At 73.9% G+C, this 25,982-nt stretch carries 17 protein-coding genes and 1 pseudogene; 11 read left to right on the top strand and 7 right to left on the bottom strand.

Annotation, left to right across the window (positions count from 1 at the left end):
- Positions 1-11: 11 nt before the first annotated feature.
- On the bottom strand, positions 12-2,999 hold the full coding sequence (locus AB0D46_RS12070) for a bifunctional [glutamine synthetase] adenylyltransferase/[glutamine synthetase]-adenylyl-L-tyrosine phosphorylase (protein ID WP_362877198.1): 2,988 nt from the start codon (positions 2,997-2,999) through the stop codon (positions 12-14).
- A gap of 863 nt (positions 3,000-3,862) precedes the next feature.
- On the opposite strand from AB0D46_RS12070, the gene AB0D46_RS12065 reads away from it, so the two are divergent.
- A complete protein-coding gene (locus AB0D46_RS12065) occupies positions 3,863-5,980 on the top strand; it encodes a PIG-L family deacetylase (RefSeq protein WP_362877197.1) in 2,118 nt (705 codons plus the stop codon).
- A 318-nt stretch (positions 5,981-6,298) separates the two neighbouring features.
- Positions 6,299-8,362, top strand: a complete 2,064-nt coding sequence (locus tag AB0D46_RS12060) for a PIG-L family deacetylase (protein ID WP_362877196.1) — start codon at positions 6,299-6,301, stop codon at positions 8,360-8,362.
- Here the strand turns inward: AB0D46_RS12060 and AB0D46_RS12055 are convergent.
- Complete coding sequence (locus tag AB0D46_RS12055; RefSeq protein WP_362877195.1) at positions 8,265-9,071, bottom strand: histone deacetylase; 807 nt, start codon at positions 9,069-9,071, stop codon at positions 8,265-8,267. The two genes, AB0D46_RS12060 and AB0D46_RS12055, sit on opposite strands and share 98 nt — an antisense overlap.
- A gap of 98 nt (positions 9,072-9,169) precedes the next feature.
- A complete protein-coding gene (gene glnA, locus AB0D46_RS12050; RefSeq protein ID WP_362877194.1) occupies positions 9,170-10,531 on the bottom strand; it encodes a type I glutamate--ammonia ligase in 1,362 nt (453 codons plus the stop codon).
- A 174-nt stretch (positions 10,532-10,705) separates the two neighbouring features.
- Here glnA and AB0D46_RS12045 point away from each other — a divergent pair, with 174 nt between their 5' ends.
- From AB0D46_RS12045 to AB0D46_RS12030, 4 genes and pseudogenes are all read left to right on the top strand, one after another.
- Positions 10,706-11,125, top strand: a complete 420-nt coding sequence (locus AB0D46_RS12045) for a hypothetical protein (RefSeq protein ID WP_362877193.1) — start codon at positions 10,706-10,708, stop codon at positions 11,123-11,125.
- A 68-nt stretch (positions 11,126-11,193) separates the two neighbouring features.
- The gene (locus AB0D46_RS12040) at positions 11,194-11,856 is read left to right on the top strand and encodes a DUF3105 domain-containing protein (protein WP_362877192.1); all 663 of its coding nucleotides are present in this window, start codon (positions 11,194-11,196) and stop codon (positions 11,854-11,856) included.
- On the top strand, positions 11,853-12,569 hold the full coding sequence (locus tag AB0D46_RS12035) for a DUF305 domain-containing protein (protein ID WP_362877191.1): 717 nt from the start codon (positions 11,853-11,855) through the stop codon (positions 12,567-12,569). Before AB0D46_RS12040 ends, AB0D46_RS12035 begins: the two co-directional genes overlap by 4 nt.
- A 237-nt stretch (positions 12,570-12,806) precedes the next feature.
- Positions 12,807-13,028: pseudogene (locus AB0D46_RS12030) on the top strand (CBS domain-containing protein); the annotation flags it as partial.
- Positions 13,029-13,060: 32 nt separating this feature from the next.
- Here the strand turns inward: AB0D46_RS12030 and AB0D46_RS12025 are convergent.
- Both AB0D46_RS12025 and AB0D46_RS12020 read right to left on the bottom strand, forming a co-directional pair.
- Positions 13,061-13,960: an alpha/beta hydrolase gene (locus AB0D46_RS12025; RefSeq protein ID WP_362877190.1), complete on the bottom strand. Its 900-nt coding sequence runs from the start codon at positions 13,958-13,960 to the stop codon at positions 13,061-13,063.
- Positions 13,957-14,667: a DUF998 domain-containing protein gene (locus tag AB0D46_RS12020; protein ID WP_362877189.1), complete on the bottom strand. Its 711-nt coding sequence runs from the start codon at positions 14,665-14,667 to the stop codon at positions 13,957-13,959. Before AB0D46_RS12020 ends, AB0D46_RS12025 begins: the two co-directional genes overlap by 4 nt.
- 328 nt (positions 14,668-14,995) lie before the next feature.
- On the opposite strand from AB0D46_RS12020, the gene AB0D46_RS12015 reads away from it, so the two are divergent.
- Together AB0D46_RS12015 and AB0D46_RS12010 are read left to right on the top strand one after the other, a co-directional pair.
- Positions 14,996-16,426 carry a hypothetical protein gene (locus AB0D46_RS12015; protein WP_362877188.1) on the top strand — a complete coding sequence of 477 codons (1,431 nt, stop codon included), beginning with the start codon at positions 14,996-14,998 and terminating at the stop codon, positions 16,424-16,426.
- A 64-nt stretch (positions 16,427-16,490) separates the two neighbouring features.
- Positions 16,491-18,245, top strand: coding sequence for an NAD+ synthase (locus AB0D46_RS12010; RefSeq protein WP_362877187.1), 1,755 nt, complete (start codon positions 16,491-16,493; stop codon positions 18,243-18,245).
- A 68-nt stretch (positions 18,246-18,313) separates the two neighbouring features.
- Here the strand turns inward: AB0D46_RS12010 and AB0D46_RS12005 are convergent, their stop codons facing one another.
- Positions 18,314-19,342 carry an endonuclease/exonuclease/phosphatase family protein gene (locus AB0D46_RS12005; RefSeq protein WP_362877186.1) on the bottom strand — a complete coding sequence of 343 codons (1,029 nt, stop codon included), beginning with the start codon at positions 19,340-19,342 and terminating at the stop codon, positions 18,314-18,316.
- Between the two features lie 286 nt (positions 19,343-19,628).
- Here AB0D46_RS12005 and panB point away from each other — a divergent pair, with 286 nt between their 5' ends.
- From panB to AB0D46_RS11990, 3 genes are all read left to right on the top strand, one after another.
- Positions 19,629-20,507: a 3-methyl-2-oxobutanoate hydroxymethyltransferase gene (gene panB, locus AB0D46_RS12000; RefSeq protein ID WP_362877185.1), complete on the top strand. Its 879-nt coding sequence runs from the start codon at positions 19,629-19,631 to the stop codon at positions 20,505-20,507.
- 101 nt (positions 20,508-20,608) lie between these two features.
- Positions 20,609-21,640 (top strand): ATP-binding cassette domain-containing protein, encoded by a 1,032-nt coding sequence (locus AB0D46_RS11995; RefSeq protein WP_362877184.1) that lies wholly within the window; start codon positions 20,609-20,611, stop codon positions 21,638-21,640.
- A complete protein-coding gene (locus AB0D46_RS11990; RefSeq protein ID WP_362877183.1) occupies positions 21,637-22,491 on the top strand; it encodes an ABC transporter permease in 855 nt (284 codons plus the stop codon). Before AB0D46_RS11995 ends, AB0D46_RS11990 begins: the two co-directional genes overlap by 4 nt.
- 63 nt (positions 22,492-22,554) lie before the next feature.
- Here the strand turns inward: AB0D46_RS11990 and AB0D46_RS11985 are convergent, their stop codons facing one another.
- Positions 22,555-25,926, bottom strand: coding sequence for a BTAD domain-containing putative transcriptional regulator (locus AB0D46_RS11985; RefSeq protein ID WP_362877182.1), 3,372 nt, complete (start codon positions 25,924-25,926; stop codon positions 22,555-22,557).
- Between the last annotated feature and the right edge of the window lie 56 nt (positions 25,927-25,982).

Genomic DNA, 25,982 nt, shown 5'->3' with positions numbered 1-25,982 from the left:
GGGCCGGCCGCTCAGGATCCGTAGAAGAGGTCGTCGACGACGGCCCGCGCGCGCCGCGTCGTACGGCGGTAGTCCTCCAGCATCTCGCCGACCCGGCCCTCCTGGTAGCCGAGGTAGCGTCCGACGGCCGCCAGTTCGCGGGCCTCGGACGGGAAGGTGTCCCCGGCCCGGCCGCGGACCAGCATGACGGCGTTGCGGACCCGGGTGGCGAGCACCCAGGCCTCGTCGAGGATCTGGGCCTCCTCGGTCGGGATCAGTCCGGCGGCGTGGGCTGCCGACAGCGCCCGACGGGTCCGGGTGGTGCGCAGGCCCGGCTCGGCCCAGGCGTGCCGCATCTGGAGCAGTTGGACCGTCCACTCGACGTCGCTGAGGCCGCCGCGGCCGAGTTTGGTGTGCAAGGTCGGATCGGCGCCGCGGGGCAGCCGCTCGGTCTCCATCCGCGCCTTGAGCCGGCGGATCTCCCGGACGGCTTCCTCGCCGAGGCCGTCCACGGGGTAGCGCAGGGGGTCGATCAGGTCGATGAAGCGGCTGCCGAGCTCGTCGTCCCCGGCGACCGGCACGGCGCGCAGCAGCGCCTGGCTCTCCCAGGTCAGCGACCAGCGGCGGTAGTAGGCGGCGTACGAGGGCAGGGTGCGCACGAGGGGGCCGGAGCGGCCCTCGGGGCGCAGGTCGGCGTCGATGAGCAGCGGCGGGTCGGCGGAGGGCAGTTGGAGGAGCCGCCGCATCTCGGAGATGACGGTCTGGGCGGCCTTGGCGGCCTCCTGCTCGTCGACGCCCTCGCGGGGTTCGTGGACGAACAGGACGTCGGCGTCGGAGCCGTAGCCGAGTTCGTGGCCGCCGAAGCGACCGACGCCGATGACGGCGAAGCGGGTGGGGAGGGTCTCGCCCCACTGGTCGCGGACGGCGGCGCGCAGGGCCCCGGCGATGGTGGCGGCGGTGAGGTCGGAGACGGCTTCGCCGACCCGGTCGACGAGCGCGCCGTGGTCCGTCTCGGCCGGGCTGTCCTCCGTACCGTACGAGGCGATGATGTCGGCGGCGGTGGTGCGGAAGAGTTCGCGGCGGCGGACCCCGCGGGAGGCCGCGACGGCCGCCTCGCCGCTCCCGGCGCGCCCGACGGCGGCCAGGACCTCCTGCTCCAGGGCCTCGTGCGTACGCGGCCGGAGGTTCTCGGGGTCCCCGAGGAGGGCGACGGCCTCGGGGGCGCGCATCAGCAGGTCGGGGGCGAGGCGGCCGGCGGACAGGACGCGGGCGAGGTTCTCGGCGGCGGCGCCCTCGTCGCGCAGCAGGCGCAGGTACCAGGGGGTCTTGCCGAGGGCGTCGGAGACCTTGCGGAAGTTGAGGAGGCCGGCGTCCGGGTCGGCCGAGTCCGCGAACCAGCCGAGGAGGACGGGCAGCAGGGTGCGCTGGATGGCGGCCTTGCGGCTGACGCCGGAGGCGAGGGCTTCGAGGTGGCGCAGCGCGGCGACCGGGTCGGCGTAGCCGAGGGCTTCCAGGCGCTGGCCGGCGGCGCGCGGGGAGAGCCGGGTCTCGCCGGGGGTGAGCTGGGCGACGGCGTCGAGGAGCGGACGGTAGAAGAGCTTCTCGTGCAGCCGGCGGACGGCGGAGGCGTGCCGGCGCCAGGCCTTGTTGAGCTCGGCGACCGGTTCGGTGCGCAGGCCCATGGAGCGGCCGAGGCGGCGCAGGTCGTTCTCGTCCTCGGGGACGAGGTGGGTGCGGCGCAGCCGGTAGAGCTGGATGCGGTGCTCCATGGAGCGCAGGAACCGGTACGCGTCACCGAGCTGGGCGGCGTCCGTCCGACCGACGTAGCCGCCGGCGGCCAAGGCGTGGAGGGCGTCGAGGGTGGTGCCGGAGTGCAGGGTGGCGTCGCCCCGGCCGTGGACGAGCTGGAGGAGCTGGACGGCGAACTCGACGTCGCGCAGGCCGCCGGGGCCGAGTTTCAGTTCCCGTTCCACCTGGGCGGCGGGGATGTTGTCGACGACGCGGCGGCGCATCTTCTGGACGTCGGCGACGAAGTTCTCGCGTTCGGCCGCCTGCCAGACCAGGGGCGTTATGGCCGCGATGTACTGGACGCCGAGGCCCGGGTCGCCGGCGACCGCGCGGGCCTTGAGCAGGGCCTGGAACTCCCAGGTCTTGGCCCAGCGCTGGTAGTAGGCGAGGTGGGAGGCGAGGGTCCGCACGAGGGGGCCGTTGCGGCCCTCGGGGCGCAGGTTCGCGTCGACCGGCCAGATGGTGCCCTCGACGGTGGTCTCGGAGCAGATCCGCATCAGGTGGGAGGCCAGCCGGGTGGCGGACTGGATGGCCTTGCCCTCGTCGGCGCCGGGGGCGGCGTCCGCGACGAAGATCACATCGACGTCGGAGACGTAGTTGAGTTCGTTGCCGCCGCACTTGCCCATCGCGATGACGGCGAGCCGGCAGCGGGCGGCGTCCTCGGGGGCGGCGGCGCTCGCGATGCGCAGGGCGGCGCGCAGGGTGGCGGTGGCGAGGTCGGCGAGTTCGGCGGCGGTCTGGGCGACGTCGGTGGTGCCGCAGACGTCGCGGGCGGCGATGGACAGCAGGCAGCGGCGGTAGGCGACGCGCAGGGCGACGGGGTCGTGCGCGTCGGCGAGTCCCTGCTCGAACTCGGGCAGGCCGGGGTGCAGGTCGGCGGCCTCGTAGGTGACGAGGGCGAGCCAGTCCCGGGGGTGGCGGGCGAGGTGGTCGGCGAGCGCCTCGGAGGCGCCGAGCACGCCGAGGAGCCGGTCGCGCAGGGGCTTGGCGCTGACCAGGGTGTCGAGGAGCCCGGGCAGCTGGTCCGGCGGCTGCGCCTCGGCGAGGCGTACGAGGCCGCGCAGGGCGAGGTCCGGATCGGCGGTCGCGCCGAGGGCGTCGAGGAGCACCGGGTCGGTGCGGACGGAGGCCAGCGCGTCGGCGTCCAGGAGCCGGGCCGCGGCGGAGGGGTCGGTGAAACCGCTGCGCAGCAGCCTGATGAAGGTGCTGCTCCTGCGTCCCGGGACTGTCATCCCGTCGCCTCCCGCGTGCGTCGCGGCCGGTGGCCCGGCCAGGTCTGTGGTGAGCCTAGCCGGAGCGGCGTTCGATTCACCGGCGCGCCGTGGCGCACATCATGAGGCGGATTATCGGATTTTCTGAATACTTGTAGATCTATGCGCCAAGGGGACCGGTCCCCGGCTGACCGGCCTTGAGGAGCCCCATGTCCGAAGGACGCCCCCTCCTCGATCCCCCCTGCCCCAAGGACCCCACCGACCCCGCACCGCGGGCGCGCGGCGGGTCCGGCGTGGACGCGGGCGGCGGGGCCGGCGCGGGCGGCGGGGCGGGCGCGGTACCGGCCGCGCGCGGCCGGGGGACCTCGGGTCGGGCTGCGGGTCGGGCCTCGGAGGGGCTCGCGGGTCGCGCTTCGGAGGGGCTAGCGGGTCGAGCTTCGGAGCAGGCCTCGGACCGGGCCTCCGAGCAGACCTCGGACCACGCCGTGACGGCGTCGGTCGCATCCTCCGGAAAGCGGGCCGGGCGCGAGTCGTCCCCGACCGCCCGTCCGTCCGTGATCAAGCCGCGGTCGGCGCCGGACGCCTGTGTGCGGCACCCGCGGGGCGACTGCGCCGGGGGGCGGGGTGGTGCGGGCTCGGGTGCCGTCCGCGCGGCGGCCGCACCCGAGCCGGACGCGTCCGACGAGCACGCTCCGGCCGGCCGGCTCCCGTACGGGGGCGGGCGCGATCGCGGGGAGACTGGCGGGGCCGGGGCTGAGGCCGCGACTGAGGCCAGGGCTGAGGCTGAGGCCGGGGCCGCGACTGAGGCCGGGGTCCGGTCCGGGCGGGCGTACGGGCACGCGCACGCCCATGCCCACCACCGCCGGCTCGCCCGGATCGTCACGGTGGTCGCCTTCTGCGCCGCCACCGCTGCCGGGAGCATGCTCGTCCTGCGGGGCAACGAGGCCCTCACCGGTCTCGGCACGCCCACCACCCCCGACTCCCGGGCCACCACCGCCACCGCCGCGGGACTCCCGGATCCGGGCCGGGTGCTCCAGATCGTCGCGCACCCCGACGACGACCTCTACTTCATGAACCCGGACCTGCGGTACTCCATAGCCGCCGGTCACCCCGTGACCTCCGTCTACCTCACCTCCGGCGAGTCCGACGGCATCAACGCGGGCGCCGCGAAGGGCGCGGCCACCCGCCCCGACAAGCCGGCCTACGCCGAGGCCCGCCAGAACGGCATCCGCGCCGCCTACGCCAAGATGGCCACCGGCGACCGCGGCAGCGCCTGGAAGCGGACCGTCGTGCCGACCGCCGGCGGCGCGCACGCCGAGGTCGACGTGCTCGTCGCGAAGCCCGAGGTGAACCTCGTGTGGCTGCAACTGCGCGAGGCCGGCCACGTCTACCGGGACGTCCCCGACAGCCTGCACGGCCTGTGGGACGGCAAGGTCCCGCACCTGGAGTCGATGCTGGCCTCCGGGACCCCCGTCAAGCAGCCGTTCACGTACACGAAGGACCAGGTCGTCCGGACCCTCGCGGGCATCCTCGCCCGCTACCGGCCCACCACCATCCGCACCCAGGACCCCACGCCCGGCCGGACCCCGGACACCAAGCGGTACACCGACCACCAGGACCACTTCTACGGCGCCCGGTTCGTGCAGTTGGCGAGCGAGGCGTACGCGCGGGAGGTCAAGGACCGGCCGCACTTCGCGACGCAGAACTACGTCGGCTACTTCAACAGCTCGCTGCCGAGCTCCCTCGACCCGGCCGAGGCCCGCGCGAAGCTGGACATCCTGGACACGTACGCCTGGCTGGACGGGGAGAACCACTGTGGCAGCGAGGCCGGTTGCGGGGACCTCAAGGTCGCCGACCGGCCGGCGGGCAACCGTTGGACCGATTCCATCAACTATGCGCGCGGCACCGGGACTTCCTGGCTGACCTCCGACGCGCGACAGGGCCTGTGGGCCTTCAAGGTGCTCGACGGCCAGGTGGCCCTCTGGCACCGGACCGGGCTGATAGGCCGCTGGAGCGGACCGCGATTGCTGCCCGGAACCGGGATGGACCAGGGCATATCGACGGTCACGTTGAAGGACGGCCGGATCGCCGCGTTCGGCACCCGCACCTCGTTCGGGGAGGCGCCCTCGGACTACCGCCGCGAGATCGTCTACACCGTCCAACAGACCCCTGACTCCGAGGAGTTCGGGGCGTGGGAGTCGCTGGGCACGCCGGAGGCGGCGGACGAGGAATGGACGTCCGACATCAGCGCGCCGGCCGTGTCGGTCGACGGCGCCGGGCGGATGGCGGTGTACGTGCGCGACGGCGCGTACACCCTGCGCGGCCGGACCCAGGGGGCGGACGGCGCGTGGGGGCCGTGGGAGCGGCACGGCGGCGCCGACCTGCACGGCACCCCCGTCACCGCGACGGACGGCGCCGGGCGGCTGATGGTGTTCGCCGCGACCACCCGTTCCGTGACGGGTTGGGCGCAGCCGGAACCGGGCGCGGCCTTGGGCCCGGCGACCGCCACCGGCCTGCCGGAGACGACGGTGCCGCTGACTGCCGCGAGCCGCGAGGGCGGGGTGCGGCTGTGGTTCCGCAAGCCGGGCTCGGGCAACGTCCGTACCGCCCTGATGACGGCGACCGACGGGCTGAAGGTGAACGGCCTCACCGACCTGGGCGGGCTCCAGGGCTTCGGCGCGGTGACGGCGAGCGGACACCTCCTCGCCGGCCGTGCGGCGGGCGGGCAGTTGGGCTCGGACCTCGGGCCGGACCACCTGTGGCGGCGCTCGCCGCTGATGTTCGTGGGCGCGCCGTCCAGCACGATGACGGGGAAGAACCTGGTCAGCCTGGCCGTCGTCGGGCTCGACGCGCGGCTGTACGTCACGTCCTCGGCGGGCCGGGCGGGAGGTTCGGGCGGAGCGGGTGGGACCGGGGCGGCCGGGGGCGCGGGGGCTATCGGCGGGGCGAACGCGTACCTGGCGCCGTGGATGCCGGTGGGCCCGAGCACCACCGGGCCGTAGGAAACGCCGGGTTCGCGGGTCTCGCCGACTCCCCGTCCCTCGCCGGGTTCGCGCCCCTCGCCGGCTCCGCGTCCCTCGCCGGGTTCGCGTCCCTCGCCGGCTCCACATCCTCCGCCGACTCCGCTGTTCCGGCGCGGTCAACTCCGTCCACCAGTCGGGCACATACGCCGCTGCGGACCCCAACCGGCATCATCACACCCGGTCGTTTTCGGAAAGCATGCGTCATCGGCGGAATCGGTGAACCAACTCCCGCGATTTGACCTCTCACTGACCGAACAGCGGTTCTTCCCGCCCCGGAACGACGTCAAGGCGTGACCGATGCCCGTTTCCCGCCGCCGCTTCCTCCTCGCGGCCGTGTTGCCCATGCTCACCCTGGGCGCCACCGGTGTGCTCGCCGTCGCCTCGGGCCAACAGACCTCGGCCGAGGCGACCGACGCGCGGGGCTCGCTGCCCGTCGTCCCGGCGAGCACCACGGCCGGAACGGTGGTGCAGGTCGTCGCCCACCCCGACGACGACCTGTTCTTCATGAACCCCGACCTCAGCCGGTCCCTGACCGCCGGGACCCGGGTCACCACCGCCTACCTCACCTCCGGCGAGGCCGACGGTCGCAACCAAGCGCGGGGCGGCGAGGCGAAGGACCCCGAGCAGCCGGCCGACCGCGCCCACTACGCGGAGGCCCGGCAGAACGGCATCCGGTCCGCCTACGCCCAGATGGCCACCGGCGACCGCACCAGCGCGTGGAAGCGCACGGTCATACCGACGGCGGGCGGCGGAGAGGCCGAGCTCGACGTCCTCGTCGCCCGGCCGGAGATCCACCTCGTCTGGCTCCAACTGCGCGAGGCGCGCAGCCCGGCCGGTAGGAACCCGGACAGCCTGCGCGGCCTGTGGGACGGGGACATACCCGCGCTCGAAGCCCAACTGGCCTCCGGCACCCCGGTCAAGCAGCCATTCACGTACACGAAGGACCAGGCGATACAGGCGATATCCGGGGTCCTGGAGCAGTACCGGCCGACGACGATACGGATGCAGGACCCGACACCCGGCCGGTACGAGAAGACCGGCAAGTACACCGACCACCAGGACCACATGTACGGCGCCCGCTTCGTGCAGGCCGCCACCGCCGCGTACGCGGAGCGGGTCGGGGACCGCCCCCGCTTCTCGGTGCAGAACTACCTCGGCTACCACAACGGCGACCTGCCGCACTCGCTGGACCCGCAGACGGCCGAGACGAAGACCGGCTACCTGCGGACGTACGCCTGGCATGACCGCGCGGACCACTGCGGCAGCCCCTCCGGCTGCGGCGACCGCAAGGTGGCGGGCAGTCCCACCGGCCGCAACTGGGCCCAGTCGCTGCGCTACGCCCGCGCCGACACCACCTCCTGGCTGACCGAGGGCACGCCCGGCCGGCTCTGGGCCTTCACCGCGCTGGACGGCCGGATGGGCGTCTGGACCCGCGACCGCGCCGGTACCTGGACGGGGCCCGCCCTGCTCCCCGGCACCGGCATCGACCCGGGCGCCGGCACGGCCCGGCTCCCCGACGGCCGCGTCGCGGTCCTCGCCACCCGCACCACGCTGGGGCCCCGGCCGGCCGACTACCGGCGCGAGGTCGTGCTCGCCGTCCAGACCGCCCCCGACGGGCCGTTCGCGCAGTGGCAGTCGCTCGGCACCCCCGAGACGGGCGACGAACCCGGCACCTCGGCGATCAGCGCCCCGGCCGCCGCCGTCGACCCGGCGGGCCGGCTCACCGTCTACCTGCGCGACACCCGCCGCACCCTGCGCGCGAGCGTCCAGCAGCCGTCGGGCGGCTTCGGCGACTGGCAGCGCCTGGGCGGCGAGGACCTGCAGAGCGACCCGGTGGCCGTGGTGGACGCGGCCGGGCGGCGCCACGTCTACGCCACCACCGCCGCGTCCGTCCTCGCCTGGACGCAGCCCTCCCCCGGCGCCCCGCTCGCCGGCCCCTTCCCGACCGCGCTCCCCGCCACCACGGTCCCCCTCACGGCCACCCCCGACGGCGCGGGCGTCCGCCTCTGGTTCCGCCGCCCCGACTCGGGCGCCGTGCGCAGCACCCTGGTCACCGCGGGCGCCGCCGCCCCCCAGGTCTCCGCCCTCGCGGAGGCCGGTGGCCGGGCCGGCTACGGAGCGGTCGGCGTCGCGGGCCGCCTCGTCACGGGCCGCGCCGACACGGGCACCATCGCGGCGGCCCCCTTGGGCGGCCCGCCCGCCTGGACCGAGTCCCGCATGCTGTACGCGGGCGCCCCCGCCGCCGTCCAGGAACCCGGCGGCGTCACCACGGCAGTCCTGGGCCTGGACGCCCGCCTCCACACCACAACCCCCACCCCCACCCCGACCTGGCACCCGGCCATCCCCACCCCGACCCCGTAACACCGGGCCCCCTGCCCGAGTCATCCCCGCGGGTGCGGGAGCCGGGTTGTCGGGTCGTCAGGAGGGTGTGGACCTTCGATGGGGTCCAGGTGGTCGCGGCGCCCGGGCGGGTGGCGAGGTAGGTGGCGATGTCGTGGTGCTGCCAGGGGCCGGATTCCAGGAGGCCGCCGGCCAGGTAGCGGAGGTACGGGGCCGACGGGGGGCGGACTTCGACGTCCTGGAGGGTCCACGGGGCGGTGAACGTGACCACCGGGATGCCCTCGATCGCGCCCGGGCAGATCAGGGTCTCGTAGCGGCCGGGGCCCAGGGCGTCGCGGCCGTCGCGCAGGGTCGCCGTCAGGTCCAGGTCGGTCCCCGGGGGCGCGTACATCTCCTGGGCGGCGATGTCCGACAGTTGGCCGGTCGTCAGCAGGTGGGCGCGCGCACGCGTGCGGCCCGGGGCGGTCGGGTCGTAGAAGGCGCGGCCCCCGGTCCACACCGGGGACTCCGTCGCGAAGTAGAGGCAGCCGTCGAGCTCGACCGCGATCGAGCGTTCCGGCGCCCGGTGGTCCCGGCAGCCCGGGTAGGTGCGGGTCGCTCCGGGTGGGGTGCCGCCCGCGAGGTACGCGGCGAGGCGGTCCAGGTGCATGTTGGAGCCGTAGGAGGCGTACCAGACCCGGTCGGGTGGGGGGACCGCTCCCGCGAGCGGGGCGGCGGTGTGCACGACCATGCGCGGTTCCTCCGGGACGGCGGGCCGGAACGACTCCGGGCCGGCGGTCGTCGACCGTCGGCCCGGAACGCATGGCCCGAAAGGGCTCTGGGCTGCGCCTACAGCACCGGCATCATCTTGCGGAGTTCGAAGGCGGTGACCTCCGAGCGGTACTCCTCCCACTCCTGCTTCTTGTTGCGCAGGAAGAAGTCGAAGACGTGCTCGCCGAGGGTTTCCGCGACCAGTTCGCTGCGTTCCATCAGGGAGATGGCCTCGCCGAGGTTCTGCGGGAGGGGTTCGATGCCCATCGCGCGGCGTTCGGCGTCGGAGAGGGCCCAGACGTCGTCGTCGGCGCCCGCCGGGAGTTCGTAGCCCTCCTCGATGCCCTTGAGGCCCGCCGCGAGGAGGACGGCGTACGTCAGGTACGGGTTGGCGCCGGAGTCGATCGAGCGGACCTCGACGCGCGAGGAGCCCGTCTTGCCCGGCTTGTACATCGGGACGCGGATCAGGGCCGAGCGGTTGTTGTGGCCCCAGCAGATGTACGAGGGGGCCTCGCCGCCCATGCCGGCCGTGCGCGAGGAGCCGCCCCAGATGCGCTTGTACGAGTTGACCCACTGGTTGGTCACGGCCGCGGTCTCCGCGGCGTGCTTCAGCAGGCCCGCGATGAAGGAGCGGCCGACCTTCGAGAGCTGGTACTCGGCGCCCGACTCGTAGAAGGCGTTGCGGTCGCCCTCGAAGAGGGACAGGTGGGTGTGCATGCCCGAGCCCGGGTACTCCGAGAACGGCTTCGGCATGAAGGTGGCCTGGACGCCCTGTTCCAGGGCGACCTGCTTCATGACGAGGCGGAACGTCATGATGTTGTCGGCCGTGGAGAGGGCGTCGGCGTAGCGGAGGTCGATCTCCTGCTGGCCGGGGGCGCCCTCGTGGTGGCTGAACTCGACCGAGATGCCCATCGATTCGAGCATGGTGATCGCCTGGCGGCGGAAGTCCATGCCGACGTTCTGCGGGGTGTGGTCGAAGTAGCCGGAGTTGTCCGCGGGGACCGGGCGGGACCCGTCCAGCGGCTTGTCCTTCAGCAGGAAGAACTCGATCTCCGGGTGGGTGTAGAAGGTGAAGCCCAGGTCGGAGGTCTTGGCGAGGATGCGCTTGAGGACGTAGCGGGGGTCCGCGAAGGACGGGGAACCGTCCGGCATGAGGATGTCGCAGAACATCCGGGCGGTCCCGGGGGCCTCGGCGCGCCACGGCAGTATCTGGAACGTGCTCGGATCCGGCTTGGCGATCATGTCGGACTCGTAGACCCGGGCGAAGCCCTCGATCGCCGAGCCGTCGAAACCGATGCCCTCGTCGAAGGCCTGCTCCAGTTCGGCCGGTGCGACCGCGACGGACTTCAGGAAGCCCAGTACGTCGGTGAACCACAGGCGCACGAAGCGGATGTCACGCTCCTCAAGCGTCCGGAGGACGAATTCCTGCTGCTTGTCCATGCCTTCATCCTCGCAGTTCAGACGGCCTGTGCACCACCGCCCCGAGGAGCGGGTGGGCACAGTCGGGCCGGCCCAGTATCGCCAGCGGTGGTTTCCGCCACATTACGCACACCCGAAAGGTGATGACACCCCGCACTGACCGCGGGCCGGTCATGAGCATTACCATCGGCGCCCATGGGGGCCGGGGAGCGGATCGGGCGCGGGGAGCGCGGGCGTACGCCCGTGCGCCGCGCTGCCGTCCTCCTGCTGATCGCGTTCTCGGTGGCGGCCGGGGTGGCCTTCCTGTGCGTGCGGCCCGCCGAGGCGCACGTCCCGGACCCCGGACGGGCGCAGCCCGCCCCGGTACGGGTACAGCCCGACCCCGCACGGGCGCAGCCCGCGCACGCCGTCTGCGTGTCCCCGTACGACCTGCCCGGCTGTTCGCCGCTGTCCCGGATGACGCCGGCCGTGCCGCCGGCCCCGCCGCCCGCCGCGGCCGTGGCGGGGGCCGGGCCGGGGCCCGTCGTGCGTACGGCGGCCACGGGGCCGGTCCGCCCGCCCGGAACGCTCGCCCGCGCCCCCGACCTGCACGCCCTGCAAGTGCTGCGGACCTGACGGTCCCGCCGCGCACCGTACGACAGGTTCGACCCCGACACCCCCCTCAGCAGAAGGAACCAGGGCACATGGCCAGCAGGACGCCAGACCAGCACTCCCGCCAGACGCGCATAGCCGAGATGCGCCGCGCCGACAAAGCACGCGACCGGCGCAACAAGATCATCGCGATCACGGCATCGACGGCGATCGTCGCCGGGCTCGTCGGCTTCGGCGCGTGGGTGCTGATCGAGCAGAAGCAGAAGGACGAGACGGCGGCGAAGGCCAAGGCCGCGGCCGTGAAGAACCCGGTCGGCGGCGAGCAGGAGTGGGACGCGAAGAAGCTCGGCCGCAACCACGTCGAGACGCCGGTGAAGTACGAGATGAACCCGCCGGTCGGCGGGGACCACCACCCGCGCTGGATGAACTGCAACGGCGACGTCTACACGGAGCCGGTGCCCGAGGTGAACGCCGTCCACTCCCTGGAGCACGGCGCGGTCTGGGTGACGTACAACGACAAGGCCGCCAAGGGCGACCTGGAGAAGCTCTCCGCGAAGGTGAGCAAGCTCCCGTACACGCTGATGAGCCCGGTCAAGGAGCAGGCCGGCGCGATCATGCTGAGCGCGTGGGGCAAGCAGGTGACGGTGGAGAGCGCGGCCGACCCCCGGGTCGAGCAGTTCTTCACCAAGTACGTGATGGGCGCGCAGACCCCCGAACCGGGTGCGGCCTGCACGAACGGGCTGACCGGCAAGTGAGCCGTACGTACTGGGCCGCGGGCGCGGCCGTCGTCCTGGCCGTGCTGTTCGCGGTCGGCGCCACGGTCGCCACCGCGAGCGGCGGCTCGGGCGGCGGTGCGGCGGGCCGCACCCCGGGGCTGCACTCACCGGACGCGGGCTTCGCCCGGGACATGGCGGTGCACCACCAGCAGGCGGTCGAGATGTCGTTCGTCGTCCGCGACCGCACCCAGGACGAGGCGGTCCGCAGCCTCGCCTACGACATCGCCAACACCCAGGCCAACCAGCGCGGCATGCTGCTGGGCTGGCTGGACCTGTGGGGGCTGCCGAAGGTGGTGTCCGACGAGCCGCCCATGTCGTGGATGGGGACGGGAACGGGGACGGACGCCGGGACGTCCGGGCACGGCGCGCACTCGGGGCACGGCGCCACCCCCAGCGGGACGGCGACCGGGGAGGCCGGAGCCGTCGGGTCCGGGGCGATCATGCCGGGCATGGCCACGAAGGAGGAGCTGACGCGGCTCGGCGCCGCCGGCGGCCGGGACGCCGAGGTGTTGTACCTCCAGCTGATGACCGACCACCACAAGGGCGGCGTCGCGATGGCGGAGGGCTGTGCGCGCCAGTGCCAGACCCCGGCGGAGCGGGCGCTGGCCCAGGGCATGGTGGAGGCCCAGCAGGCCGAACTCACCCTGATGGCCGACATGTTGAAGCAGCGCGGGTCGGCGCCGCGCGGCTGACGCGCGGCCGGCTCGACCAGGAACGCCCGTACGGGTCAGGGGGCCTGCCCCACCCGTACGGGCGCTTCCGTTTCCTGTCCCGCGCGTCGCGGGAGTGCCCCGCGTCGTGTTCCCGAGCGTCCCCCGCGCCGCGAGCGCCCCGCGCGTCGAGGCGCTGTCACAGCCGACCGGAATCGCCTTGAGTCGCGTACTCCGAACGGGCGAACGAGGATGGGGACGCCGGGACGGACGCGTCCGCGCATCACGGCGGGCGACCTGGCCAAGGGCACCCCACGCTGGATCGACGCCGGCGCGGACGTCTCCGAGGTGCTGGAGGAGATGCAGAGCCACCAGATCAAGCGGCTGCCCGTGATCAGGAACAAGAAGCTGGTCGGCATGATCAGCGAGGCCGACCTGGCCCGGCACCTGTCGGACAAGCAGATGGCCGACGGGGCCGAGCACGTCTACGCCCGGGGCTGACGGCCCCGCGCCCCCGGCCCGACCCGACCGCCCTACGCCCGGGTCGGACGGGGCCGCTCCGCCGCCTCCAGGACCGCCCGTACCACCTGGTGCGGGCGGTCCAGCATGACCAGGTGTCCCGACGGTTCGGCCACCTCGAAGCGGGCGTCGAGCAACTCGGCCAGCTCCTCCTGCCGGGCCAGCCAGCGCCGGGCCGGGCGGCCGTCACCGCTGTGGCCCACCACGACGGTGACGGGCGCCGCCAGCGGGTGCGTGGCGCGCAGGGCGGCCAGTTCGGCGGCCATGTCCGGGTAGCGGGAGTTCTCCAGCAGCGCCCCGCGCCAGACGCGCCCGGTGCGGTAGCAGCGGCGTACGAGGTCAGCGGGTGCCGGGTCGCCGCCGCCGGTCCGGGAGGCCCGTACGACCAGGCCGCGGGCGGTCGGGCCGAGCGCGGCGGGGAGTCCGGCGGCGGTCACCGCCCGGCCGACGGCCCGGGCGGCGCCGGTGCGCAGCACGGCGGGCAGGAACGTACGGGGGTGCTCCTCGACGCTGGAGTCGAGCAGGACGACGGCCGCGGTGCGCCCGGGGTGCAGTCGGGCGAAGGCCTCGGCGTGGAACCCGGCGAGGGAGTGCCCGACGACGGTGACGGGCCCGGGGCCGACGGCCGGGCCGAGGGCGTCGAGGAGGGCGGCGATCCGGTGCGCCTCGCCGGCCGTGCTCGGGGGCTGCGCGGCGGGTCCGCTCAGTCCGTGTCCGGGCCGGTCGAAGCGGACGACGGTGCGGCCCCGGTCGGCGAGGAGCCGGGCGACCGGGTCCCAGTCGAACCAGGCCATGGCCAGCCCGGCGGCCAGTACGCACACCGGCCCCCGCCCCTCGACGACCACGTGCAGCGGAACCCCGTCGACGCGTACGAGGCGTCCGGCGCCGCTCGGGTCCGGCGCACCGCCGCTCATGTACGGCGTTCCCGGTGGACGGAGTGGGCGAGCAGCCCCAGCCAGAGCGCCACGAGCAGCACCTGGAGCCGCTGGCCGGCGCCGAGGGCCCAGGTGCCGTGGCCGGCGGTGAACATGGCGATGGCCGTCAGGGTCCAGGCGGTGGCGAGGAGTTCCAGGACGACGAGGGCGGGGCCGTAGCGGGCGAGCGGGGCGAACCAGCCGTAGCGGCGGGCGGCGATGGTGAGGGCGACGATGCCGGTGAGGGCGCCGGTCATGGCGAGGCTGCTGCTGACGGCATGGGCCTGATGGGTGGCGGGGACCAGTCCGGCGGTCTCGCGGGCGGCGCATTCGGGATCGACGGTGGGCGCGCAACTGAGCGGCAGCCAGGCGTCGGCGGCGGTGGCCGCGCCGAACAGGGTGACGCCGGCCCAGCCGATGACCGCCCAGGGGCGGCGGGACTCGGGGTACCGCACCAGCCGGGCCAGGGCGAGGAGTCCGCCGACCAGGACGAGCAGCCCCGCGGTGAAGTCGGTGGCGCGGAACAGGCCGCCGAGGGGCTGGTCCTGGGCGGCGAGTTCGCTGACGTACGTCTCGACGGGGTTGAGGCCGGTCGAGAGGACGACTTCCAGCACCCACGCGGTGTAGGCGGCGGCGCCGAGACCGATGAAGCCGGCGACGGGCCAGGCGCTCGGTGCGGAGGGACCGTTGCTGCCATGTCTACGCATAGTGTGACTAATCCTAAGCAGATCCGGGGCCGGACCCGTGGTCGGAACCCACCCGTCCGATCGAGGCCCACGGGGGGTAGGACGTACGGCCGCCCGCCGACGTTGCCCGAGCCGCGCGTGGCGAGCGCCACGTGCCCCCGGAGCCGGTGCGGGCGGCGCTCGGGCAGATCGGTGCGGAACGGACGAAGTCACCGGATTCGGGCCCGGCGGAGGCCCGGGACGTGGCCCGGGGCGTGGTCCGGGGGCGCGAAGTCGGTTGGTGGGGCTGCCCGGTCGTGGCAGGCTGACGGACGCCCCTCGCCCACCCACCGCACAAGGACGCCCCGGTATGAGCACGCCCCCGAACCCGCCCAGCGACCCCGTCGGCCCGCCGACGGAACCCGAGGGCACGCCCATACCCGAGACCCCGTCCCGGCCGTCCCTGTCGAAGCCCCCGACCGACGCACCGCCGCCGACCCCCGGCCCGTCGCTGGACAAGACCCCGGCCGACGCGCCCCCGGCCACCCCGGGCCCGTCGCTGGACAAAACCCCGGCCGACGCGCGCCCCACCCCCCCGGGCCCGTCGCTGGACAAGGCCCCGCAGGACGCGCCCCCGGCGACCCCCGCGCCGACGTCGGCCCCGCCGACGCCGATGCCGGCCCCGCCGCCGCCGACGCGGCACGACCACTTCGGGCCCGACGTGCCCCCGGCGGCCCCGACTCCCCCCGCCCCGCCCCTCGGTGGCTTCGGCGCCCCCACCGCACCGGGAGCCCCCGCGACCCCCAGCGGCCACGCCGACCCCGCCGAGCACAACCCGTTCGCCCCGCCCGCCCCCGGCGGGTTCGCCCCGCTCGTGCCGACCCCGCCGCCCGGCGGGTACGGTGCTCCGGCCAACGCCTGGGGTGCCCCGGCCGGCCCCGGCGGCGGCCACCCCGGCCACCCCCATCAACCGGGCCACCCCGGCTACCCGGGCTACCCGCCGCCCGCCCCGGCGACGCCGCCCGCCAACGGGGTCGCCGTCGCCTCCCTCGTGCTCGGCATCCTGGCCGTCCCCGCCTCGTTCACGCCGTTCTTCTTCTGGATCGGCACCCTCATCGGCCTGACCGGCCTCGGTCTCGGCATCGGCGGCCTGGTCTCCGCCCGCTCCGGCGCCCCGCGCAAGGGCATGGCCCTCACGGGCACGATCCTCGGCGTGGTCAGCATCCTGACCAGCATCGGCGGCTTCTTCCTCACCGTCGGCGTGCTCGACCAGGCGTCCGACCGGATGGAGCGGAGCATCGAGAACGGCGAATGGGACGGAGTGGACGACGAGCCCTTCACCCTGCCGTCGACCGGCCCGACGGGCGGCCCGTCGGCCGGCCGACCGCCCAAGGCGCCCGCCGAGGGCCCGGGCATCAGCACCCCGCTGGCGTTCGGCCAGACGTACACGTACCCGAACGGCATCCAGGTCAGCCTGTCGTCGCCGAAGAAGTACGTGAGCAAGAGCGAGGTGTTCAAGATCGGCAACGCGGTGCAGCTGACGCTCACCATCACCAACACCACGGACAAGCCCCACGAGGTCATCTACGCGGTGCCCGACATCCGGGACGAGAAGGGCAACGAGGGCGAGGTCGTCTACGACGTCCGGATGCCGCAGCCCGTCGAGGGCGTCATCGCGCCCGGCCGGTCCGCCACCGGCACGATCGCCTACGAGATTCCCGAGGGCGCCACCACCATCGACGCCGAGGTCTCCCCCGGCGGCCTGCAACGCGACGTGAAGTTCAGCGGCCCGATCGGCTGATGCCGACCGGCCCGGGACCCCGACTCCAGGACATCGCGTCAGAAAGACGATTAGACTGGGCCCCGTGCCTCAACTTCGTCTCGCTCTGAATCAGATCGACGCGCACGTCGGCAACATCGACGCCAACGCGGACTCGATCGTCCACTGGACCCGGCACTGCGCCGAGCAGGGCGCTCACCTCGTGGCGTTCCCGGAGATGGTGCTGACCGGGTACCCCGTCGAGGACCTCGCCCTGCGCGGCTCGTTCGTCGAGGCCTCCCGCACGGCGCTCCGCGAACTCGCGGAGCGCCTCGCCGCCGAGGGACTCGGCGAGCTGCCGGTGATCGTCGGCTACCTCGACCGCACCGAGCAGGCCGTGCCCCGCCTGGGCAAACCCGCCGGGTCCCCGGAGAACGCGGCCGCCGTGCTGCACGGCGGCCGGGTGGCGCTGCGCTTCGCCAAGCACCACCTCCCCAACTACGGCGTCTTCGACGAGTTCCGGTACTTCGTGCCGGGCACCACCCAGCCGGTCGTCCGGGTGCGCGGCGTCGACGTCGCCCTGGCCATCTGCGAGGACCTCTGGCAGGACGGCGGCCGCGTCCCGGCCACCCGCGCCGCCGGAGCCGGGCTGCTGATCTCCGTCAACGCCTCCCCGTACGAGCGCAACAAGGACGACGTCCGCCTCGAACTGGTCCGCAAGCGGGCCCAGGAGGCCGGCTGCACGCTCGCCTACGTCGCCATGATGGGCGGTCAGGACGAGCTGGTGTTCGACGGCGACTCGATCGTCGTGGACGCCTCCGGCGAGGTGATCGCGCGCGCCCCGCAGTTCTCCGAGGGCTGCGTCCTCGTCGACCTGGACCTCCCGGCGGCCTCCCCGGACGCGCCCGAGGGCATCGTCGGCGACGGCCTGCGGATCGACCGGGTCGTCCTCTCCGAGGAGCCCGTGGAGCCGTACGAGCCCGTCGTCCCCGGCGGCTACGCCGAGCGGCTCGACGACGACGAGGAGATCTACGACGCGCTCGTCGTGGGCCTGCGCGCCTACGTCCGGAAGAACGGTTTCCACTCCGTCCTGATCGGGCTGTCGGGCGGCATCGACTCCGCGCTCGTCGCCGCCATCGCCTGCGACGCGGTCGGCGCGCAGAACGTGTACGGCATCTCGATGCCCTCGAAGTACTCATCGGACCACTCCCGGGGCGACGCCGCCGGGCTCGCCGAGCGGACCGGCCTGAACTTCCGGACCGTACCGATCGAGCCCATGTTCGACGCCTACATGGGTGCGCTGGGCCTGACCGGCCTGGCCGAGGAGAACCTCCAGTCCCGACTGCGCGGCACCCTGCTGATGGCCGTCTCCAACCAGGAGGGCCACCTCGTGCTGGCCCCGGGCAACAAGTCCGAGCTGGCGGTCGGCTACTCCACCCTCTACGGGGACTCCGTCGGCGCGTACGGCCCGATCAAGGACGTCTACAAGTCGGACGTCTTCCGCCTGGCCCGCTACCGCAACCGGGCCGCCGTCGAGCGCGACGAGATCCCGCCGATCCCGGAGAACTCGATCGTGAAGCCGCCGAGCGCCGAGCTGCGCCCGGGCCAGGTGGACACGGACTCCCTGCCGGACTATCCGGTGCTGGACGCCATCCTGGACCTGTACGTGGACCGCGACCAGGGCCTCGACGCCATCGTCGCGGCCGGCTTCGACCGGGAGCTGGTCGCCAGGACCCTGCGCATGGTCGACACGGCGGAGTACAAGCGGCGCCAGTACCCGCCGGGTACGAAGATCTCCGCGAAGGGCTTCGGGAAGGACCGCCGGCTGCCCATCACGAACGGCTGGCGCGAACGGACGTAGGCGGCGTCGGGCCGGCCGGGGTCGCGGCCGGCCCGGCCCGCCGCCCCGGCCGCCGCTACGGCCCGCCGCTACGGCTTGACGCTGAGGCGGGCGGCGACGGGCAGGTGGTCGCTGCCCGTGCGCGGCAGGGTCCAGGAGGCCTCCGGCTTCATGCCGCGCACCATGATCTGGTCGATCCGCGCCATCGGGAACTGCGCGGGCCAGCTGAAGCCGAAGCCGTCGCCCGCCGCGCCCTGCGTGGAACGCATCTGCGAGGTGACCTCGGACAGCGCCCGGTCGTTCATGGTGCCGTTGAGGTCGCCGAGCAGGATGACCTTGCGCAGGGGTTCGGAGGCGAGCGCCGCGCCCAGCGCGTCGGCGCTGTTGTCGCGCTGGTTCGCGGTGAAGCCGGCGTTGAGCTTGACCCGTACCGAGGGGAGGTGGGCGATGTACACGCCGATGTCGCCCGTGGGGCCGGCGACGGTGGTGCGCATGGCCCGGGTCCAGCCGAGCCGGATGTCGACGGGCTTGCTGGAGGTCAGCGGGTACTTGCTCCACACCCCGACGGTGCCCTCGACGGCGTGGTACTTGTACGTGCCCGCCAGCGCCTTCTCGTAGACGGGGACGGCGCTCGCCTTGAGTTCGGTGAGCGCCAGCACGTCGGCCCGGGACTTCGCCACGGACTCGGCGGTGCCGAGCGGGTCGAGGTTGTCGGCGTCCACGTTGTGCGTGGCGACCATCAGGTTGCCGCCGGAGCCCGACTTGTCGGTGACCAGCCCGCCGAAGAGGTTCGCCCAGACCACGGTGGTCAGCAGTATCGAGATCAGCGCGGTGGCGGACTTGCGCAGCACCGCCGCGACCAACAGCACCGGCACCATCAGACCCAGCCAGGGCAGGAAGGTCTCGATGAGGCTGCCGAGGTTCCCGATGTCGTTGGGCAGGTCCGCGTGGAAGATCATGACCAGTGAGGTCAGCGCGGCCAGGGACGCGGTCACGATGCCGCGCTTCCAGATGCCCCGGTCGTGCCTCAGTCCGGCCAGTCGGCGCCGCAGACCGGTTCGCGAGGGACCCGGCTCGGAGCCGCCGTTCCCCGTCTCCGTCATGTACGCCTGTGCCATGCCCATGTCCTCGCTGCCGTGCTCGCGCTCCGTCCCCGCCCCTTGACCCTAGGCGATGCGCGGAGCCTTCGGTGCCGTCCTTGGCGGCCGTACAACCGGAGGGACGAACGGCCGTGCGGCAAGGGTTCCGCTTGTCACGAAACGCGCACATTGGCTCGGGCGCGCCCGGAGCGCGCCCGGAGTGTGACGGACGGGTCATCCGCCGCCCGTCGCGGTACTTCCGTCCCGGGCCGCGCGGGTGCCACCATGGTGGGTGAGTCCGGGGACGCCGTGAGGGCGCCTCGAGATGACACAAGGAGCAGTTGCAATGTCGCATACCGTTTCGCCTGCCCGGGAAGCCTCTCCGACCCTGTACGGGGGCGCGGGCACCCGCCGCGTCACCGTCCGCGACCTCACCCTCGCCAAGGAACGCGGCGAGAAGTGGCCCATGCTCACCGCCTACGACGCGATGACCGCGTCCGTGTTCGACGAGGCCGGCATCCCGGTCGTGCTCGTCGGCGACTCGATGGGCAACTGTCACCTCGGCTACGAGAGCACCGTGCCCGTCACGATGGACGAGATGACCCTGCTGTCGGCGGCCGTCGTACGGGGCACCAGCCGGGCCCTGGTCGTCGGCGACCTGCCGTTCGGCTCGTACCAGGAAGGCGCCGTGCAGGCGCTGCGCAGCGCGACCCGGCTGGTCAAGGAGGCGGGAGTCGGTGCGGTCAAGCTGGAGGGCGGCGAGCGTTCGCTGGCCCAGACCGAGCTGATCGTGCAGTCCGGGATCCCCGTCATGTCGCACCTGGGTCTGACCCCGCAGTCCGTGAACGCCATGGGCTACCGGGTGCAGGGCCGCACCGACGAGGCCGCGCACCAGCTGCTGCGCGACGCGAAGGCCGCGCAGGACGCGGGCGCCTTCGCGGTGGTCCTGGAGCTGGTCCCGGCCGAGCTGGCCGCCGAGGTCACCCGGTCCCTGCACATCCCGACCGTCGGCATCGGCGCCGGCTCGGAGTGCGACGCGCAGGTACTGGTGTGGACCGACATGATGGGCCTGACCGGCGGGAAGATGCCGCGGTTCGTGAAGCAGTACGCCGAGCTCCGCAAGACGATGACCGACGCGGCGAAGGCCTTCGCCGAGGACGTCGTCGGCGGCTCGTTCCCGCAGCCGGAGCACGCCTTCCACTAGGACGACCGGGGCCGCGCCGACGGCCCGCCGACACGGATGTCGGCGGGCCGTCGGCCGCCTGTCGGAAAACTGTAGGAGCTTTGTCAGTGGCGGATGGTCCCATGGTGGGCATGACGCGAAACGACAACCATCCCAACGCCGTGGAAGTGCGGGGTCTGGTCAAGCACTACGGCGAGACCAAGGCCCTCGACGGTGTCGACCTCGATGTCCGCGAGGGCACGGTCCTCGGGGTCCTCGGTCCCAACGGCGCGGGCAAGACCACCCTGGTGCGCTGCCTGTCCACCCTGGTCATCCCGGACGCCGGGACCGCCCGGGTCGCCGGTTACGACGTGGTCCGCCAGCCCCGGCAGCTGCGCCGGACCATCGGCCTGACCGGCCAGTACGCCTCGGTCGACGAGAAGCTCTCCGGCTGGGAGAACCTCTACATGATCGGCCGGCTGCTGGACCTGTCCCGCAAGGACGCCCGCAAGCGCGCGGACGAGATGCTGGAGCGGTTCTCCCTGACGGAGGCGGCCAAGAAGGCCGCCATGAACTACTCCGGCGGCATGCGGCGGCGACTCGACCTCGCCGCCTCGCTGATCGGCAACCCGGCGGTCCTCTACCTGGACGAGCCGACCACCGGCCTCGACCCCCGTACCCGCAACGAGGTGTGGGACGAGGTCCAGCGGCTGGTCTCCGAGGGCGCGACCGTCCTGCTGACCACGCAGTACATGGAGGAGGCCGAGCAGCTCGCGAGCCAACTGACGGTCATCGACCGCGGCAAGGTCATCGCCAACGGCAAGGTCGACGAGCTGAAGGCGCGCGTGGGGGGCCGCACCCTGCGGGTCCGTCCCGCGGACCCGTCCGACCTGCCGGGCATGGCCCGCTCCCTCGCGGAGGCCGGTCTCGACGGCATCGCCGGTTCGCAGGCCGTACCGGACGAGGGCGCGCTGCTGGTCCCGATCCTGAGCGACGAGCAGCTGACCGCCGTGGTCGGGCTGCTGGCCGCCCGCGGGTACGCGATCGCCGACCTCGGCACGTACCTGCCCAGCCTCGACGAGGTGTTCCTGTCCATCACCGGGCAGAAGCCGTCCTCCGTCGAGGACTCCGTCCCCACCGAGAAGACCGAGCAGAATCAGGAGGTCGCGGCATGAGCACCGTAACCACGACGAAGCCCGCCGACACCGCGGCTTCCCCCGCCGCCCCGGCGGGAGCACCGCCCGCCGAGGGCCGGATCGGCCTGCGGGCCAACCTGCGGCACATCGGCGCCCTGGTGCGCCGCAACGCCCTCCAGATCAAGCAGGACCCGGAGTCGATGTTCGACGTCCTGTTCATGCCGATCATCTTCACGCTGCTGTTCGTGTTCGTCTTCGGCGGCGCGGTCTCCGGCAAGGGCAACCAGGGCGCGTACGTCAGCTACCTGGTCCCGGGCCTGATGGCCATGATGGGGATGAACATCGCCATGGCGGTGGGCACCGGCGTCAACGACGACTTCAAGAAGGGCGTGATGGACCGCTTCCGGTCCATGCCGATCGCCCGGTCGTCCGTCCTCCTCGCGAAGATCGTCGTCGAGATCGGCCGGATGCTGATCGCCATCACGATCCTGCTCTGTGTCGGCTTCATCCTCGGCCTGTCGATCGACGGCTCGATCCTGGACCTGTTCTTCGCCGTCGGTCTGTCGGTCGTCTTCGGCGCCTCGCTGATGTGGATCTTCATCCTGCTGGGTCTCACCATGAAGACCGCGCAGGCCGTCCAGGGCATGGCGATGCTGGTCCTGATGCCCCTGCAGTTCGGCAGTTCGATCTTCGCGAAACCGGCGACGATGCCCGGCTGGCTGCAGAGCTTCACCGACTACAACCCGCTGTCCAACCTGGCCGACGCCGCCCGCGCCCTGATCAACGGCACTCCGGTCGGCGACTCGGTGTGGATGACGCTGGCCTGGTCCTTCGCCATCACGGCGGTCACCATGCCGCTCGCGGTCCGCAAGTTCCGGCAGAAGACCTGATCCGGCCGGATCGCGACGGTCCGTTCGGATCGCGTCCCGGACGGGCCCCGATCCGGGCCCGCTTCAGATGAGGGCGGTGGCCTCCTCCAGGGTGAGGCCGCCGCCTTCGGCGTACGCCGCCTCGAAGGCGGCGTCGCCCACTGCCGCCCGGGCCAGTTCCTCGGTACGGGCGGCGTCCTCGCGTTCCGTCGTCACGGGGAAGTGGCCGACGGGCAGCAGGGCCCGGTAGGCGCCGAGCAGCCGGGCGGCGTCGCGCATCCGCCGGTCGCCGCCGATCAGGGCCATCGAGAGGCCGCCGGTCAGCAGATAGACGGCGGGCATCTGCGGGGCCACCAGCCGCGCCATCGGCTCCTGGACGGAACCCATGGCCTCACGGATCCGGGCCAGCGCCTCCTCGTGGCGGCCCTCCTGGTTGTCCAGCCAGGCGAGCGTGCCGAGCAGGAAGCCCTCGAAGACGGCGAACGCGCCGAAGGCGAACTCGTCGCGCAGGAGGTGGAGCTGCTCACGGGCCTCGACGGTGCGCCCGGTGCGGCCGAGGAGGCCCGCGAGGAACATCCGGGCCGCGGGCAGGGCCTCGTTGCCGTACTGCTGGACCGTGGCCGTGACGTCGACGAGGATCCGTTCGGCCTCCTCGTACCGGCCGCTCTCGGAGAGCGTCCCCGACATCCGTACCCGCAGCACCGCCACCTGGGCCTTGGCGCCGAGGCGTTCGGCGTAGGCGATGGCCTCGCGGTAGTCCCGGGTGGCCGGGCCGTACTCGCCGCGCTTCTCCAGGGATTCCGCGCGCGCCGAGAGCGCCTCGGCGCAGCCCCAGGCGTCGCCGAGTTCGCGGAACAGCGCGAGGCTCTCTTCGGCGTCGCGGGCGGCGTCGCCGGCCCAGTCGGCCCGGTTGGCGAGGACGTTGGCGCGCAGTTGCAGCGCGGAGGCCAGTTCCCAGCGGTAGCCGAGCTCGCGGGCGGTGACGACGGTCGCGTCCACGACCTCCTTGAGCAGGCCGGGATTGCCCGAGATCATCACGGCGTAGATCCACAGGGAGCTGGGGGTGCGGCAGGTCTGCGGCAGGCCCGGCCGGTAGGCGGTGAGCACCCCTTCGATCTGGGCCCGGACCTCCGGGGTGTTCCAGGCGTCGTTGGTCTGGTCGCGGGCGGCCAGCCGGACCAGGTGGACCGCGCGCCAGGCCTCGGCGAGGAGTTCGCCGGAGTAGGGCGGCGGCGAGTCGACGAGCCGCTCGTGGACGGGCTCGGCGGGGACCACGGGCGCGGCGAACGGGTTGGGGCCGAGTGCTTCGGCCGCCTCGGTCCAGTGCCGGGACTCGGTGCGCAGGTCGTGCATGTGCCAGTACCAGCCCAGCGAGTGGATCAGGCAGAGCACTTCGTCCGCGTCGCGGGTGGCGACGGCCCGGCGCAGGGCGGTACGGAGGTTCTCGTACTCGGTGGCCAGCCGGTCGGTGGCCGCGCGCTGGCCGTGCCCGCGCAGCAGGGGTTCGGTGGTGCGGGCGAGTTCGCGGTAGTGGACGAGGTGGCGGTGCTCGGTGGCGTGCAGGTCCCCCGGCACCTCGGCGAGGCGTTCGGCTGCGTACTCGCCGACGGTCTCCAGGAGCCGGTAGCGCATGTCGGCGCCGTCGGGGCCGGGGGTGGCGACGACGAGGGACTTGTCGACGAGGGAGCCGAGGGTGTCGGCGATGTCGAGGGCGCCGTGCGCGCAGACGGTCTCGGCGGCGGCGAGGTCGCAGCCGCCGGCGAACACGGACAGCCGGCGCAGCACGGTGCGTTCGGGTTCGTCGAGCAGGTCCCAGGACCAGTCGACGACGGCCCGCAGGGTTTGCTGGCGGGGCAGCACGGTACGGGACCCGCCGGTCAGGAGCCGGAAGCGGTCGTCGAGCCGGTCGGCGATCTGGCGCGGGGTGAGCAGCCGCAGCCGGGCGGCGGCCAGTTCGATGGCGAGCGGCAGGCCGTCGAGGCGGCGGCAGATCTCGGCGGCGGCGACCGGGTCGTCCGCCGGGCTGAAGCCGGGTCGGGCGGCGGCCCCGCGGTCCCCGAGGAGGCGGAGCGCGACCGGGTCGGGCAGCGGTTCCACCGGGCGCAGGGTCTCCCCCGGTACGCCGAGGGGTTCCCGGCTGGTGGCCAGGATCTGCACGCCGGGGCAGTGCGTGAGGAGGCGTTCGGCGAGTTCGGCGGCGGCGCCGATGACGTGCTCGCAGTTGTCGAGGAGCAGCAGGATCCGCCGGCGCGCGCAGTGCTCGGTGAGCCGGTGGAGGGGGTCGTCGCCGGCCCGGTCGGTCAGGGCCCGGATCTCCTCGGCGGCGGCGCCGCGGAGTTTGGTCTCGCGGGCGCCGAGGGCGGCGAGGACGGCTTCGGCGACGTCCTCGGGATCGTCGACGGGGGCCAGTTCGACGAACCACACGCCGTCGGTCCAGGCGTCCGCGGCGGGCGCGGCGGGGGCCGCGGCGGACGGGGTTCGGCCGGCGTGGGCCTCGGCGGCTTCCTGCGACAGGCGGGTCTTGCCGGCGCCGCCGGGGCCGAGCAGGGTCACGAGCCGGGCGCGGGCGAGGTCCTCGCCGATGACCCGGATGTCCTCCTCGCGGCCGACGAAGGTGGTGAGCCGGGCCCGGAGGTTCCCCAGCGCGGATGCGGGCCGGGTGCCCGCGGCGGGCGCGAGGGGCGGCCCGGCCGCGGGGAGGGCTGCGGGTGCGGGGAGGGCTGTGGGTGCGGCGCCGGGTTCGGCGACGCAGGTCAGGAGTTCGGTGTGCAGGGCGCGCAGGGCCGGGCCCGGGTCGGCGCCGAGGCGGGCGGCGAGGTCGCGGCGTACGTCCTCGTACGCGGCCAGGGCCTCCGCGGGCCGGCCCGCGTCGCGCAGGGCGCGGATCCGCAGCACCTGGAGGGGCTCGTCCAGCGGCCGGCGGGCGCACAGCTCGGCCAGCTCCGGCAGGATCCGGGGGGCCTCACCGAGGTCGAGGGCGGCGGCGAGCCGGCCCCGGCGCGCGTCCAGGCGTACGGCCTCCCAGCGGGCGGCCTCGGCTGCCGGGTCGGGCAGGTCGGCCAGGGCCGGGCCGCGCCACAGGGCGAGGGCCTCGTCGTAGCGGGCGGCGGCGTGGGCCGGGTCGGGGGCGTCGGCTGCTTCGCGGACGAGCCGTTCGAAGCGGTACAGGTCGATGTCCTCGCGCCGCGCGTCGAGCAGGTAGCCGCCGTCGGCGGAGCGCACGGCCCCGTGGCCCAGAGCGCGCCGCAGTCGCCCGACGAGCGCCTGGAGCGCGGCGGGGGCGTCGGCGGGCGGGTCGGCGTCCCACACGTCGGCGACCAGCAGGGCGGGCGGGACGGCCCGCCCGGGCCGCAGGGCGAGCGCGGTCAGCAGGGCGCGCAGGCGCGGGCCGCCGACGGCGACGGTGCTCCCGTCGTCGCGGAGGGCCTGGGCGGTGCCGAGAATCGCGTAATGCACCGGCCCATTGTCACCGCCCCCGCACTCCGCCCCGCGCACGGGCCGGGATAGGTTTC

Origin of the sequence: Streptomyces sp. NPDC048383, from assembly GCF_040651775.1 — a bacterium.
Classification (GTDB): Bacteria; Actinomycetota; Actinomycetes; order Streptomycetales; family Streptomycetaceae; genus Streptomyces.
This window is presented reverse-complemented; position numbering and strand designations above follow the sequence as displayed.